Here is a 14,202-nt window from a genome sequence, read left to right as displayed (position 1 = left end):
GAGAATGAGTCGTCAACTGAAAACCGCTTGCTTGGCGGCATGGTTTCTCAGTCTGTTGCTCGCACCGTTGTTACCGGCCCATGCCGAGCCTCTGCCCCCGGATGTGACCATTGAAACCTATGGCGCCTGGCCCACCGGCTATCCGACGGCGATGGTGTGGGCGCCGGACGGGCGCCTGTTTGTGAACACCAAAGAAGGTTGGGTGTACCAGATGGCTGTGGGCGGCGGCGCGGCCACCGTCTGGCTCGATCTGTCGGGCGTGGTGCTCTCGGCGGTGGAGCATGGCCTGGTCGGAATTGTGTTCGATCCTCTGTACGCGACGCAACCGTATGTCTACCTCTACTACTCCGTGGAAAACGAAGGCGTCATCAGCAACCGCCTGGTGCGTTTTACCGAAGCCAACGGCGCGGCGACCGCGCCGTTGGTCTTGCTCGACGTGCCCCGCACCGGCTCTGACTTGAACTGTGCCTGGCACCACGGCGGCAACCTGCACTTCGGCCCCGACGGCTATTTATACGTCACCATCGGCGATTACGGCTGCAATGGCGGTCACAGCCAGAATTTGGCTACGCCCAAGGGCAAGATGCTGCGTCTGGACGTGCGCCCGCCTTTTCTGGCCGAACCCAACGCCGCACGCCCCGCCCCCAACCCGTTGTGTGACGCAGCCCAGGCGGCCGGCCCCGTTGACCGCCGCGTGTGGGCCTGCGGTCTGCGTAACAGTTGGGATTTCACCTTCGATAGCGTGACCAACTTCGCGTTTGCCACCGAAAACGGTCCCGGTTGCAACGACGAGATCAACTGGATCCTGGCTGGACACAACTATGGCTGGCCCTACAGCTCGACCAGCTATTTCGACTGTGTGGCGCTGCCGCGGCCCTACGAGGAGCCGATCTACATCCATCCGGACCCGATCGGCATCGTGGGCATCACACTGTTCAACAGCACGACCATTCCCGCCTGGCGCCATCACCTGATTTGGTGCGCCAACCGTGATTACGCCATGTACCATGCCCCATTTGCCTCGGCCCGCTTCGACGCGCTGGCGCCGGGCAGCGCCGTGGTGGTGGATGGCGTTACCTGCCCAACCGACCTGAGCGTTGGCCCGGACGGGCGCCTGTACTATCTCGAGTTCGGCGCCGTCAGTGTTCTCAGCAACCAGGGATGTCTTTTGCCGTGGGATTTTGATCAAAACCAAGTGGTGGATGTGTTCGATGTGCAGCAGGCGGCCGACCTGTGGGGCAACACGTGGCCGGACAGCGGCTACAGCATGCACCTGGATAATAACTTCGATGGCGCCAATGATGTGCTGGATGTGCAGGAGACCGCGGTTCACTGGGGCGATGCCTGCGGTGGCGTTGCCCATCCTCTGGAGCAGTAAGACGTTGTGCGCGTGACCGAGCGCCGCGGCGCGGCGTCCAATGACTCAGCCTGCCATTGAAACGCATCACCGCGACAGGCGCATCCTGGAGGTTGCTCATGCCAACGCTGACCCCACCGCTCGCCCAAACCGACAGACACCCGACCGCCGCCGCGTCCGTGACCGCGCCTGTGCCCATCGTGCGCTTGCAGGGGGTGAGCAAGCACTATGAAGAAGCCGGCGAGCGCCATGTCATCCTGCACGATGTCAATTTGGACCTGCGCGCGGGAGAGTTCACCGTGCTGTTGGGCAAGTCCGGCTCTGGCAAAAGCACGCTGCTCAACCTCATCAGTGGCATTGACGACCCCAGCGCGGGCACGATCTGGATCAATGACGTGCCTGTCACCCGGCTGCCCGAACGCCAGCGCACCCTGTTCCGACGCCAGCATGTCGGCTTCGTCTTCCAGTTCTTCAACCTCATACCCACGCTGACCGTGCAGGAGAACATCCTGTTGACGTTGGAGCTGAACAACTGGCCGGCCGCCCAGGCGCTGGCACGCGTGCGCGATCTGATGGCACGCGTGGGCCTGGCCAACCGCGCCCACACCTACCCCGATCGCCTCTCTGGCGGGGAGCAGCAGCGTGTGGCCATTGCCCGCGCCCTGGCCGCCAATCCAACCCTCATTCTGGCCGATGAGCCGACCGGCAACCTGGACGAGGACACCGGCCGCAGCGTGCTGGCCCTGCTGCTGGAACTGACGCGCCAGACCGGTCGCACCCTCATCATGGCAACCCATTCAATGGAAGTGGCCGGCCAGGCCAATCACGTCTTTCGCATCGTCCACGGGCAGGTGATAGAGAAGAGTGAGAAGTGAAGAGTGAGAAGTGAGGGGTGAGAAGTGAGGAATGTTTTCGTAGAAAATCGCCATCGCTCTCTCGTTCGGGTCAGCCTGCGCCACATCGCGCGTCGGCGCTGGCAGAGTGCGCTCTTCATCGTGGGGGTCGCCCTGGGAGTCGCCATGATGGTGGCGATTGACCTGGCCAACGGCAGCGCCGGCCGCGCCTTTCGCCTTTCCACCGACACCGTGGCCGGCAAGGCCACCCATCAAGTGCTGGGCGGGCCGACCGGCCTGGACGAGGCCGTCTATCGCCAACTGCGCGTGGAGTTGGGTCAACGCGACAGCGCGCCCATCGTCGAAGGCTACGTGATCGTGCCCACGCTCGATAGCCAGCCCTTGCGTCTGCTCGGTGTAGACCCCTTTGCCGAGGCGCCCTTTCGCACCTACTTGACCACCAACGCCCAACGCGTGCCGCTCGACAGCCTGACCGCGCTCCTCACCCGCCCCAACACCGTGCTGCTATCGGAAAGCCTGGCCGAAAGCTATCGCCTGCGCAGTGGGGATACCCTCGACCTGCGCATCGGCGCGCAGATCAAGCCGGTGCAGATCGTGGGCCTGATTCGCCCCAGCGACGACATCAGCCGCCGCGCCCTCGCGGGCCTGATTCTGACCGACATCGCCACCGCGCAGGAACTGCTGGACATGCGCGGGCGCCTGAGTCACATTGACCTGATCGTCCCGGCCACTGACGCGGCCCAGTTGGATCGCCTGCGCGTCATGCTGCCGCCCGGTGTGTCCATCGAACCGGCCGCCGCCCGCGCCAATGCGATCGAGCAGATGACCTCCGCGTTCGAGCTGAACCTGACCGCACTCAGCCTGCTGGCCCTGGTCGTCGGCATGTTCCTGATCTACAACACCGTCTCATTTTCGGTCATTCAGCGGCGACCGGTGCTGGGCACCCTGCGCGCCCTGGGCGTCACCCGCGGGGAAATCTTCGCCATCGTCCTCATCGAAGCGCTGGCATTGGGCCTCATCGGCACCCTGCTCGGCCTGGGGTTGGGCGTGATCCTCGGCCGCGCCGCCGTGGCCCTGGTCACGCAGACGATCAACGATCTCTATTTCGTCGTCAACGTGCGCACGGTTGATGTGCCGCTCCTCAGCCTGCTCAAGGGCCTGGTGATCGGCCTGGCCGCCGCGCTGCTGGCCGCGGCCGGGCCGGCCCTGGAGGCCACCAGCGTACCGCCGGTCAGCGCCTTTCGACGCTCCGTCATCGAGAGCAAAATCCGGCGCTCCCTGCCCTGGCTGACCCTGACCGGGCTGGGGCTGGCGACGGTCAGTGTGCTGCTCCTCTGGCTGCCGCAGGATTCGCTCGTGCTCAATTTCGCCGGTCTCTTCTTGATGGTGCTGGCCTTTGCGCTGCTCACGCCCGGCGTGACCCTGGTGCTGATGGCGCTGGTGACGCCGCTCTCCAGTCGCCTGTTTGGCTACCTGGGACGCCTGGCGCCGCGCACGGTTGCGCGCTCGCTCAGCCGCACCTCGGTGGCCATCGCCGCGTTGATGGTCTCCGTCTCGGTCATCATCGGCGTCAGCCTCATGATTTCCAGCTTTCGCAGCACGGTCGAGGACTGGTTGGGCGCCACCTTGCAGGCCGACATCTTCGTCTCCCCGCCCACACTGACCGCCACGCGGGTGACAACCGCGCTGCCCGCGGGCCTGGCAGCCGCGTTGGCGCAAGAGCCAGACCTGCGCCGCGTGGAGACCGCGCGCAGTGTCACCGTCAGCTCGCCCGACCTGGGCCAGGTGGCGGTGGTGGCCGTCTCAGGCGACATCTCCGATGGTCACCGGCGCTACCTGTGGTCGTCCGGGGCCAATGCGGCCGAGCTTTGGCGGCAGGTGCGAGAGGGCGCGGTCATCGTCTCGGAGCCGTTCATCAACCTGCGCGCGCTGCCCAACCAGGGGCGCGGCGCCACCCTGCGCCTGCTGAGCGATCAGGGGCTGCACGAGTTTCCCGTTGCGGCCGTCTACTACGACTACGCGGCCGGCGCCGGCACGGTCATCATGGATGACGCCGTCTATCGCCGCCTGTGGAAGGATACCGCAGTCAACTCAGTGGCGCTCTACGTACAGCCGGGGCGTTCGGTGGATGCCGTGGTGCAGACACTGCGCGCCCGCTTTGCCGATCAGGAAGCACTGGTCATTAATCCCAATGCCGCCCTGCGCCGCGCCGTGCTTGAGGTGTTCGACCGCGCCTTCGCCATCACCGTTGCGCTGCAACTGCTGGCGACGGTGGTCGCTTTTGTTGGCGTGCTGAGCGCGCTCCTCTCCCTGCAACTGGAGCGCACGCGCGAGCTAGGCATTCTGCGCGCCAGCGGCTTGACGCGGCGCCAGCTCTGGGGCCTGACCCTGTTGGAGACCGGGCTGATGGGCGGCACCGCGGGCTTGCTGGCCTTGCCGGCCGGCCTGGCATTGGCCCTGGTGCTTATTTATGTCATCAACCTGCGCTCGTTTGGCTGGACACTGCAGCTACAGCTCAGCCCCGCCACATTCGTGCAGGCGTTTGGCGTCGCGCTGCTGGCCGCGCTGCTGGCGGGCATCTACCCAGCTTGGCGTCAGGCCAACATGGTCACCGCCGACGCGCTGCGGGGAGAATAGAGGAACGAGGAATAGCGCCAAGTGCAAAACGCTGGGAGAGGAACGCTGAGCGCCCTCTGCACTTTGCCATACTTATTTCCGGGGGGAGAATCACCATGCGCACATTCGTGGGTCAAGTTCCGAGTCATTTCGATTTCAAGGCCATTCAGTACAGCAAGCGCGACTACGTGGCCTGGGTCGCGTTCAACCGGCCGCAGGTTCTGAACGCCATCAACCTGGCGATGCTGCTGGAACTGCAGATCGCGTTCAAGGACGCGCTGTGGGATGATGCCGTTGCCGTGGTAGTGCTGACCGGCGTGGGCGAGCGCGCCTTCTGCAGCGGGGCCGATCTACAGGAGCAGAAGCAGTTTCGTGAACGCCCGCGCGATTATTACAAATGGATGCGTGAGTTCATCGCCACCCATGAACTGATGCGCAACCTGGGTAAGCCGATCGTGGCTCGACTCAATGGCATCGTGGTGGGCGGCGGCAACGAGTTCAACCTCAGTTGTGACCTGGCGATCGCGGCCGACGACATCTACCTGCGCCAGGTGGGCACCAGCCGCGGCTCCGTCGCCCTGGCCGGCGCCACGCAGTTCCTGCCCCTGATGGTGGGCGAGCGCCGCGCCCGTGAAATCCTCTTCCTGAACGAGGAGATTCCGGCGGCCAAAGCGCTGCAATGGGGCCTGGTCAACGAAGTGGTGCCGCGGGAGGAGTTGGACGCGGCCGTCGAGCGCCTGTGCGTGAAACTGGTCAACAAATTCCCGGAAGGGACACGCTACACTAAGCAGCAGCTCAACTTCTGGCGCGACCTTTCCTGGCACCTGACCATCGGTCATGGCGCAGACTGGCTGGCGATTCACAACAGCTCGCCGGAGACGATCGAGGGGATGAGCGCCTTCGACGAAAAACGCCAGCCAGACTACGCCCAACTACGCGCCGCCTGGGCCAACGACGAGGCGCCGGAGTTCTACTGGGGCCCGCCGCTGCGCACCTGCCAGACCTGCGGCGCAGACCACATCCCCAGCCAGTTCACCTTCTGCGGCGCGTGCGGCGCGACCCTGAACCGCGCCGATCACGACGAAACTGCAGGCGAACCGGGAGTCCCGAACTTGTTCGGGAAGTGACCAGCCAATACGACGTCTTCACTCCGGGAGTGTGATACTGTAGACCACGTCCAGGTGCTGGCTGCTAGCACACCTCTCCCCAATGGGCCGTCACTTGCTGAATGTCCACGACATCCACATCCCCGTCGCCATCGCGATCGGCGTAACCAGGCGCGGGGATGTCACCCCAGGCACTGGCGACGGCCTGAATGTCGTCCAGGTCAACGACGCCATTGTCGTTGACATCACCCGCCACGGCGCAGCGCCAATAGCCGCTGCTCACGACGTAGCTGGCGCTGCTGGCGGCCGGTGGGCTGGCCGCACTCTGGCCGGCCGTGCTGTTGACCCGATAACTCGCCGAGCTGATCGGCGCACCACCCCCACCTATCACGTGCCAGGTCAGGTCGTAGGTGGTCGAGGTTTGGGCTTGACCCATCAGCGCAGAGCTGCCCACGACGAGCAGCACAAGGACCAGGACCACCATCGAACGTTGAGTCGTCATGATCTCCTCCTACTGCAACGTGACGTAAGCCGCCACCAGTTTTTGACCCGCGGCCAGGGGCGCCAGGGCCTTGGCGAAGACCGTGCCTGGGATGGCGAGCTGCACTCCATCCACCGTGACCCGCGCCGCGCGCGCGGCGTGGCCGGCCAGGCTGCTGCTGGCTAACAGATCCCCGACCTGAATCGGGGTCGCGGCCGCGTTCGCTTTGACCAGGCACGGGCCGCGCACGACGATCAACAGATAGTCCCCGGGCGCAACCGGCCCCGGCCCCGTAGGCGGAATCGGTTCGGCCCGACCGGTCGCCCCTGTCGGATCCACCGCGGCCGGGTCCGCCAGCCAGGCCGCCGCGTACGTGGAATAGACCACGCCGATCACGGCCGTGCTGTTGGCCTCGCTGGCTTTGGCCACGCGCAGCAGCGGCACGCCGTCCACCGGCGAATCCCCCAGGCCGGCGATGGCGACGACATCTCCCTGCTCAAGGGAGCCTTGATCGCCGTTCTGTACGACCTGCATGGCCGCGCCAAAGGAGTGGATGTTCAGCGAGTAGAGGTTGTCATAGGTGTACAGCCCATAGTTGTTGTCGGCGCGGGCCGTCATGCTGGCCAAACCATTGCCATTCGCGCTGTAGCCCCACGTGCCATTCCCACTGCTCGAGCTCAGACCGGAGGCGCCCGCTCCTGTGCCCTGGGTCTCGCCGAAACTGCCCAGCCCAGAACTGGTGCCGCTCTGATAACCGTGGACCCCATAGGCGCCGGCGCCGGCCAAGCCATAGACGCCGGCATCAGCGCCCGTGCTGCCGCCCGTGCGGCCATAGACGCCGATGTCGTTGGTACTATACCCATACACGCCGGCGTCGTTCGTGCTCACGCCATGCAATCCCTGGCCGTCAACGCTCTCCCCGCGCACTCCTTCGTGCGTGGTCTCGCCCACGCCATAGACGCCGACGCCGTTGAGGCTGCGGCCGTAGACGCCGGGCGCCTGGGTGTTGTTGTAATAGCGATCGGCCGCGCTGTAGCCGTACACACCGACGCCGTTGTCGCTGGCGAAGTACCCGCCGTATCCACGCGCCTGGCTGGTTCCCGTGTCCCGACCGTACACTGCGTATCCATCCTGGGTGTAGCCATACACCCCCAGGCCGCCGGATGACTCACCGCGCACGGCCGACCCCGTCGCGGCCACGCCGGTCACCGCGCCGGCTTGCGGATAGGCGCCGTCCATGGTGACATTGAGTACCCAGCCTGACCAGGCGGTCGGCTCCCCGCGAATCTGCGCGCCCGGGCGCAGGCTCAACGCGTAAGGCACCGGCGCCAGTTCCTGCCGCGGGGAGAGCCATTCGCCGTTCACGTACAGTCGCAGCCACAAGGCCGTGCCGTTAAAGTCGGTCGGATTAACGCCCAGACCGACGTTGAACAGGCCGCGGACCACAGTGACATTCACCACGCCGCTGTCCCAACGCAGAACCCCCACCGCGGCATCATCGTAGACCTGGAAGCGCATGGGGAAGACCCCATCCAGGGGCAAACCGCTGGGGCTTGTCAGACGTCCCTGGTAGTTGAATTTGCCGGCCACAACCGCTCCTGGGATCAATGGATCGGAAAAGACGACCCCGGCACCACCCAGGCTCGCGGCCAGCAAGACGACGATCAATACGACCATCAACGAAGCGTGCGTTCTCATGAGTTTCCTCCTCAAGGGACCGCCTCGGCGAGCTGTCGCGCACGCGCCCACATCGCCTCGGCGGCCCCCACATTCCCGAGCTGTTCATAACAACGGGCCAGGCCCACATAGGCCCGGCTCAGAGTGGGTAGCCAACGGATTGCCTGGTCATACGCGGCCAGGGCTTCGAATATCTGCGCCTGGGCCAGCCAGGCATCACCCAGGTAGGCGTAGGCCACGCCATCGGTGGCATCCAGATCAATCGCGCGCTGCAGGGTAGTCGTGCCGGCTGCCAACCGCCCTTGCTGCACCAGGATCAGCCCGCGCGCGGTGTGGTAGGCCGCGATCGTGGGCGCGCGTCTGCTGGCCTCCTGGTAGGCCTGCTCAGCGATCGCCAGGCGGCTGGAATCCAGCGCGCCCCAGCGCGCCTCCAGGTCGCCCAGCGCAGCCCAGACGACCGCGTCGTCAGGCGCCAACGCCACGGCCTGCCGCGCGGCAGCCTCGCCCGCGCTCCAGTCGCCTCGCTGCACGGCGACGGCCGCTAATGTCAGGCGGTAGGTTGGCTCGGCCGGATTGAACCGCACTGCCCGTTCAGCCGCCTCGAGGCGGGCGGTCAGCGGCTGGCGCGACTGCTGCGCCTGCCAGTGAGCCAGATCGGCCAGCACAGGTTGCACGGTTAGGGGAATGGCCAGGGCCAGGGCGATACCGCCCAGCAGGTAGCCCACCGGACCGGTCGCGCGGGCGCCGGGTTGATTACCCTGGCTGACGGGCTTAGCCGTCGCCGGTAGACCACCCGGCCGGCCCAGGGCCGCGGCCAGCGCCAGCATCAGCCAGAAGGTGGCAGCGGTCGCGGTGACGTCGAAGCTCACCTGCAGATCCACCAGGTGTCCGGTCACCGCGGCCAGCAGCGCAGTCCAGGCGGCGGCCGTCCAGCGATCGCACGCCGCGCGCAATGCACGCCAGGCCATGCGGATGAAGGCTGCCAGCACCGCGGTAAACGTCAAAATGCCCAGCAGCCCCGCGCTCATTCCCAGGTCGAGCCACAGGTTGTGGGCACGGTCCACCACCGTCTGCCGGCCCTGGTAATAGATCAGTTGCGGTGGATAGACCGCGGCAAAGGTCGTGCGCATGGTTTCCGGCCCGTAACCGAGCCAGGGGCGGGCCTGCAGCAGGGGCAAGGTCGCCCGCCAGATGGTCAGGCGGGCCGCGCTCGAGCCGGCGCGGGTATCGCTCAAGCTGGCGAGGCGGTCCAGGCCGGGAAGGTCGGCCAGCGAGCCGAGGGGGCGCTGGGGCAGATTGAGCAGGACGAGCAGGGCGAGGAGCAGGAGTGTTGTTCCGAGGGCCATCGCGGCCAGCCGGCGCTGGCCGGTGTGCCAGGCCCAGGCCAGCGCCAAGGTCAAGAGGGCCGCGGCCAGGCCGATCCACGCGCCGCGCGCCAGCGTCAGCGCGAGGCAGGTCAATTGGCCAAGCAGCAGCAGGGCGAGCAGGCTGCGCCGGCGGTTGATAAGCAGCAGCCCCCCGGTCAAGGGCGCCATCAGGACAAGGTAGGAGCCAAGAAAATTGGCGCGTCCCAGGGTTGAAAGCACAGGCGAGGTCGCGTCGGTCTGCCAGCCCAGGGGATCAACGCCCAGGGCCTGGAGCAGGCCGTAGGCCACGACCGGCGCACTGGTCCACACCAGGGCTTCCCACAGGCGCGCCATCTGCTGGCGGGTGCGCAGGAGCGGTACGGTCAGCAGGAGCAAAGTGGGATAGGCGAGCTGGGTCAGCAGACCCTGCTGGCGCTCGTAAGAACCCCGCAGGCTGACCAGAAGGTTGGTTGACTGGAGCGTGGCGAGCACGAGCGCGAGGCTGAAGGCCACAACGGGCCAGAGCAGAGGGTGGCGCCATCCGGCGCGCCAGCGCAGCCGGCGCTGGCGGTCCGCGATCAGGAATTGTCCCAGGCCCAGGGCCGCCAGGATCAACACGAGGAAGCACAGCAGCGCCGCTTTGGGGAGCTCGAAGGCGTTGCTCGCCCAGGGAACCACGGCCACGGGCACGGCGAACACAACGACAAGGAGGAGAACCTCGGTCACATCCAGGGGAGGTGACCGGGGCAAGAGCCGCATGGGTCTGACTGTGATCATCACATACGACCTCCGGGGACGTGCCGGGGACAGGTCACAGCGCGTTTTTCGCCGCGCATACCAGGCGCCCGGTCTCAGGCACGGTGTCCGCGATCAGCGCATGAAAGCAGGCCAATAGGCCCACCTCCGTGTGGGGAGAACACGCCTTTGTGGTCCCGCAACATCGGGGCAATCGTACACCATTATCCCCATTGTACAGCAATCGGGGGGTCTGTGTCAATGGGTCGGCGCCACGCCCGTGCGGCCCGAATTCATTCGGCGGCTGTAGTCGGCATAGGATGCTTGAGTAGTTACGGGCGGGCGTTGTGTTATAATAGGGTCAGACTTGACGCCCTGAAATACGTTGTATAGAATGCGGCCACTTTGGTGGCTACAAGTATAAGGAGCGATCCATGAGTCGTCACGACACAAAGCACAGTAAGAAGATGCGGGGGATGCTCAATCTGCCGCCTGCCGCGCTGCTTCCCCAACGCCTCAACGCTTTGTGGGGCGATCCGGCCTGGCCACAGGGAGACGACGCGGCTCTGCAAGGTGAACTTGACGCGCTGAGCAAGGGCGTCTCGTCCGTCAATCTGATTGCTACGCTGCTCAAGGCTTACCAGGTCGCGCCAGCTCAGGCGCAGACACGGCTCGATCATCTTATGCCGGCCTGGCTGCGCAGCCGGGGACATCTGCCCGCGCTGCGTGAGGCGGTCGCGCGGAACTCCCTGGCCGGCGCCGAACGCGAGCGGGCTGCGGCATGGCTGCAAGCAGTGGGCGAAACTCCTGCCATACAGCCCCAGACACAGGAGCCGGACGCCTTTTTCGATGCCTTTTTTCATGGCAACCGCTCGCAGGTGGTCATCATCATTTTCTGGTATCGCGACATGCAGCGCACCCAGGTTCAGGGGATGAGTTTCTTGTTGGATTACAACCCACCCTGGGACGGCGCGCTCAAAGACATTACCCACTTCCCGCGTGAAACTCCGTTCATGGCTTTGCAGAAATACGTGGAGTTCTGGGAGAGGGACGGGATGCCGATGACGCGTATTGGTCCGGTTGAGGCCAAACGACTCGTCCTGCAAGCGTTGACATGTAACCAGGGCAGCAACATTCGACTGCCGCTTGACCTGATCGCAAACCGCGCCAGTTTTATCCACTATGTGTTACCCCTCCCCGACGGCCCCGAAACGCCCCCATTCAGCGAAAGTGATTTCGATACGCTCGCCCAGACAGGACAGCGCCCCGAAGAGATCTCGTACTTCGAGCAGACCGTCGCTCGCCGTGCGCGTACAGAAGACGGCCAGGAGATACTGATCATGGGCGGTGGCCTGGAAGACGATTGGTAGGCCGTGGAACTCTGCTCCCAGTTGCATTTTCTTGTTCGTGCTTCGAGTCATTCAGATTGCGCTCGCGCAGCCCAACTAACTTGCCCAACGTAGTAGTTCGTAGTATGATGTGCATAATGTCCGTATTATGAAGACATTTTGCACATGGGTCTCCGTATGAAGACGATCAATCATTTCACCAGGCTCTATGAGATCGGCGAAGAGCAGGCCGGTTACTTCACGACGGCGCAGGCCGAAGCAGCGGGTGTGGACCGCCGCCGGCTGGCGTACTTCGCCAACGTTAGTCGCGTGCAGCGCATCCGTCCTGGCGTCTACCGACTTACGCAGTTCCCGCACTCGCGCCACGAAGATCTCGTGATTGCCTGGTTGACGGTCGGCTCCCGCTCGGTCATCTCTCACGAGAGTGCCTTGCTTCTATACGAACTCTCAGATGTGCTGCCGGAGGCGATTCACCTGACGGTCCCGCCAACTACCTCGCGACGGCATCGTGGCCTTCGCCTTCACACCAATCAAATCGGCCCGGACGACATTACCCACTATGAGGGGCTGCCCGTGACGACCATACCGCGCACCATCGCAGATGTTGCCGTGGCCGGGCTTTCTGATGAGTTTGTGATACAGGCGGCGCGCGAGGCGATACGCGCTGGTCTGACTACTCCGGCCGAACTGCTGGCTGAGGCGAGGCCGCGAAGTAAACGCCTGGTTCGAATGCTGCAGCGTGCGCTAACGGAGGACGCTCAACCATGAATTACCAAACCGATTATGCTTTTCGCCGTGCGCTCGAAGCGCGCCTTCTCAAGCAAAGCACCGAAGGATCGCTATCATTGGTGCGCCTGCGCAAGCTAATTGCTTTTGACCGCTTCCTGGCCCGCCTGTTAGCTGTGCAGCCAGACGGCTGGCTACTGAAGGGTGGCCTCGCCCTGCAACTACGACTGGGGCAGCGCGCTCGCACTACCAAAGACGTTGACGTACTGCTGCGCCTACCGCGTCCGGAGATTGGCCCAACCCTGTTACGAGCAGCAAATCTCGATTTGGGCGATTGGTTCAGCTTTATGGTGCAGCGTGATCCCACCCCTCTGCCCGGTCCGGCTGACGGAGGGTGGCGATTCTTCGTCAATGCTCGCCTGTCAGTGATCAGGTAGGCTCCGTACAAGGGGCCGGATCATTGGTAGACTCCTGTGGCCGGGTGAAACTCGAACCACCCTTTCCACCAGGTGCGCTGCACCGGCAGCGGCTCTGGGGCGCCGGCTGTTTCTTCTTCTGACTGCGCCGCGGCCAGGCGCCAGGCTTGCACACGATCTCCGGTCGGATCGTAGGTCAGGCGCAGGTTGACGCCGCCCAGGCTGTCGTTGATGACGCCGGCCTGGCGCAAGGTTGCCAGGGGATAAGCGCGCGCCTCGCCGGCCAGGCTGACGCCAATCACCGGCGCGTGCATGGGCAGGCGTCGGTCGTTCGCGCTGAGGCCCGGCAGCGCGGCGGCATGGGCGGTGGCAAATTCTAACACGCGCATCACCAGGGCACGCGGCGCACGCCCGCTCCACTCCGCCGGCTCAAGCGCCACTACCGTGTCAGGATGTTCGGTGCGCCAGGCGGCCCAGGTCATTTGCTCTCCGCCCAGCCATTCCAGTTTTGCGCCGGCCAGGGGGCCGATCAGGGCCTCGCCCGTGGCATGCTGCCACAGGGCGCCGGTCTCACGGTCGCGCATGATCATGTTGCGACGCCAGACCGCGGCCGTCTCGAAGGTCAGCGGCTGGCCGGCGATGTTGGCGGCATACACGATGCCGCTGCGACAGGCCGCTCACCAGGCGGCCAGCACAGGCGCGCCGGCGACCTGGTCATTGACCAGGTGATGCGGCGCCAGCGTCTCCAGGCTCCAGGCCACGGGGCGGCCGGCGATCACCGCGCCCAGGACAGCCGCTCGATCTGCCAGGCCGGCTTCAGCGGCCGCGGCATGGCGCGGCCGGTCGAGCGCCACCAGGATGCGCGCGGCGTTGTTGAAGCCGGAGAGGGGCGTCAGCGCCGCTGTGAGCAGCAGGACGACCCCCTGTCCGCTGCTGGGGTGGAGGGCGTAGGCGGTCAGCGCGCAGGTCCAGGCGACAGCAGCAACCAGGAGTTGCACCCGTTTGATGCGATAGAGCAGGCCCAGGCCGGCCCAGGGGGCGAACGTCACCCACTGATAGGCGAAGATTGCGGCCACGCTGAGCAGAAGCGCGCTGAGCGAAAGTGCAGTTGACATCCGGTTCTCCTCTGAAAATGCGCTGCTGTCCATGAGCCATTTTCATCAGCAGGGGTGTGCCATGGCTCATAGATAACTCCGTTGCAGATGAACAGCCGGGGGTGCGATGTTCGATTGTACTACCAGGCAGGCATTTCTGCACGATCAGGCGCCACCCGTTCGGCGTCAGGCTAATGTCCGGCAGATGAAGGCCGAGCGCGAGACGCTCACGCTTGAGCGCCTGTCTTCGGTGCAGGAGCACATAGGCCCAAAGCGGCAAGGTCTTCGGAAGGCCGCGAAACGGATGCGGTGCGCCGTTGACGAACAGGCGCAACTGCCCAAAGAAGAAGAAGCGCAGCATAGTTCAGGATGGAATCTTGCATGCGAGTGCCAGGGTGTCGGCTATTATACACGAAGCGAGCTGTATGTTACAATAATGACTATT

The 14,202-nt window shown here is 64.9% G+C and carries 12 protein-coding genes; 7 read left to right on the top strand and 5 right to left on the bottom strand.

Annotation, left to right across the window (positions count from 1 at the left end):
* The first annotated feature begins 4 nt into the window (after positions 1–4).
* The 4 genes from IPM84_25545 to IPM84_25530 all read left to right on the top strand — a co-directional run bounded on the left by IPM84_25545 (position 5) and on the right by IPM84_25530 (position 5,954).
* The gene (locus IPM84_25545) at positions 5–1,378 is read left to right on the top strand and encodes a PQQ-dependent sugar dehydrogenase (GenBank protein ID MBK9096059.1); all 1,374 of its coding nucleotides are present in this window, start codon (positions 5–7) and stop codon (positions 1,376–1,378) included.
* 98 nt (positions 1,379–1,476) lie between these two features.
* A complete protein-coding gene (locus IPM84_25540; GenBank protein ID MBK9096058.1) occupies positions 1,477–2,232 on the top strand; it encodes an ABC transporter ATP-binding protein in 756 nt (251 codons plus the stop codon).
* Between the two features lie 84 nt (positions 2,233–2,316).
* Positions 2,317–4,848, top strand: coding sequence for an FtsX-like permease family protein (locus tag IPM84_25535; GenBank protein ID MBK9096057.1), 2,532 nt, complete (start codon positions 2,317–2,319; stop codon positions 4,846–4,848).
* Between the two features lie 95 nt (positions 4,849–4,943).
* Entirely contained in the window at positions 4,944–5,954 is a 1,011-nt protein-coding gene (locus IPM84_25530) for an enoyl-CoA hydratase/isomerase family protein (GenBank protein ID MBK9096056.1), read from the top strand.
* Between the two features lie 64 nt (positions 5,955–6,018).
* Here the strand turns inward: IPM84_25530 and IPM84_25525 are convergent, their stop codons facing one another.
* The 3 genes from IPM84_25525 to IPM84_25515 are packed head-to-tail and all read right to left on the bottom strand — an operon-like array spanning position 6,019 to position 10,214.
* Positions 6,019–6,435, bottom strand: coding sequence for a hypothetical protein (locus tag IPM84_25525; GenBank protein MBK9096055.1), 417 nt, complete (start codon positions 6,433–6,435; stop codon positions 6,019–6,021).
* Positions 6,436–6,444: 9 nt separating this feature from the next.
* Positions 6,445–8,112 (bottom strand): hypothetical protein, encoded by a 1,668-nt coding sequence (locus IPM84_25520; protein MBK9096054.1) that lies wholly within the window; start codon positions 8,110–8,112, stop codon positions 6,445–6,447.
* Between the two features lie 11 nt (positions 8,113–8,123).
* Positions 8,124–10,214: an O-antigen ligase family protein gene (locus IPM84_25515; GenBank protein MBK9096053.1), complete on the bottom strand. Its 2,091-nt coding sequence runs from the start codon at positions 10,212–10,214 to the stop codon at positions 8,124–8,126.
* A 392-nt stretch (positions 10,215–10,606) separates the two neighbouring features.
* Between IPM84_25515 and IPM84_25510 the strand changes: the two genes are divergently transcribed.
* From IPM84_25510 to IPM84_25500, 3 genes are all read left to right on the top strand, one after another.
* Positions 10,607–11,542, top strand: coding sequence for a hypothetical protein (locus IPM84_25510; protein ID MBK9096052.1), 936 nt, complete (start codon positions 10,607–10,609; stop codon positions 11,540–11,542).
* A gap of 156 nt (positions 11,543–11,698) precedes the next feature.
* Entirely contained in the window at positions 11,699–12,289 is a 591-nt protein-coding gene (locus IPM84_25505) for a type IV toxin-antitoxin system AbiEi family antitoxin domain-containing protein (GenBank protein ID MBK9096051.1), read from the top strand.
* On the top strand, positions 12,286–12,684 hold the full coding sequence (locus tag IPM84_25500; GenBank protein MBK9096050.1) for a nucleotidyl transferase AbiEii/AbiGii toxin family protein: 399 nt from the start codon (positions 12,286–12,288) through the stop codon (positions 12,682–12,684). Before IPM84_25505 ends, IPM84_25500 begins: the two co-directional genes overlap by 4 nt.
* A gap of 20 nt (positions 12,685–12,704) precedes the next feature.
* Here the strand turns inward: IPM84_25500 and IPM84_25495 are convergent, their stop codons facing one another.
* Both IPM84_25495 and IPM84_25490 read right to left on the bottom strand, forming a co-directional pair.
* The gene (locus IPM84_25495) at positions 12,705–13,319 is read right to left on the bottom strand and encodes a DUF3179 domain-containing protein (GenBank protein ID MBK9096049.1); all 615 of its coding nucleotides are present in this window, start codon (positions 13,317–13,319) and stop codon (positions 12,705–12,707) included.
* Positions 13,320–13,340: 21 nt separating this feature from the next.
* Positions 13,341–13,778, bottom strand: coding sequence for a DUF3179 domain-containing protein (locus IPM84_25490; protein MBK9096048.1), 438 nt, complete (start codon positions 13,776–13,778; stop codon positions 13,341–13,343).
* Positions 13,779–14,202 lie beyond the last annotated feature (424 nt).

This window comes from Candidatus Amarolinea dominans, assembly GCA_016719785.1.
Taxonomy (GTDB): Bacteria; Chloroflexota; Anaerolineae; order SSC4; family Amarolineaceae; genus Amarolinea; species Amarolinea dominans.
The sequence above is the reverse complement of the archived record's forward strand: the minus strand, read 5'-3'. Positions and strand labels throughout refer to the sequence as shown.

Coding starts and splice junctions, on each gene's coding strand:
- IPM84_25545 (MBK9096059.1), top strand. CDS start 5: ATGAGTCGTCAACTGAAAACCGCTTGCTTGGCGGCATGGTTTCTCAGT.
- IPM84_25540 (MBK9096058.1), top strand. CDS start 1,477: ATGCCAACGCTGACCCCACCGCTCGCCCAAACCGACAGACACCCGACC.
- IPM84_25530 (MBK9096056.1), top strand. CDS start 4,944: ATGCGCACATTCGTGGGTCAAGTTCCGAGTCATTTCGATTTCAAGGCC.
- IPM84_25525 (MBK9096055.1), bottom strand. CDS start 6,435: ATGACGACTCAACGTTCGATGGTGGTCCTGGTCCTTGTGCTGCTCGTC.
- IPM84_25520 (MBK9096054.1), bottom strand. CDS start 8,112: ATGAGAACGCACGCTTCGTTGATGGTCGTATTGATCGTCGTCTTGCTG.
- IPM84_25515 (MBK9096053.1), bottom strand. CDS start 10,214: ATGATCACAGTCAGACCCATGCGGCTCTTGCCCCGGTCACCTCCCCTG.
- IPM84_25510 (MBK9096052.1), top strand. CDS start 10,607: ATGAGTCGTCACGACACAAAGCACAGTAAGAAGATGCGGGGGATGCTC.
- IPM84_25505 (MBK9096051.1), top strand. CDS start 11,699: ATGAAGACGATCAATCATTTCACCAGGCTCTATGAGATCGGCGAAGAG.
- IPM84_25500 (MBK9096050.1), top strand. CDS start 12,286: ATGAATTACCAAACCGATTATGCTTTTCGCCGTGCGCTCGAAGCGCGC.
- IPM84_25490 (MBK9096048.1), bottom strand. CDS start 13,778: ATGTCAACTGCACTTTCGCTCAGCGCGCTTCTGCTCAGCGTGGCCGCA.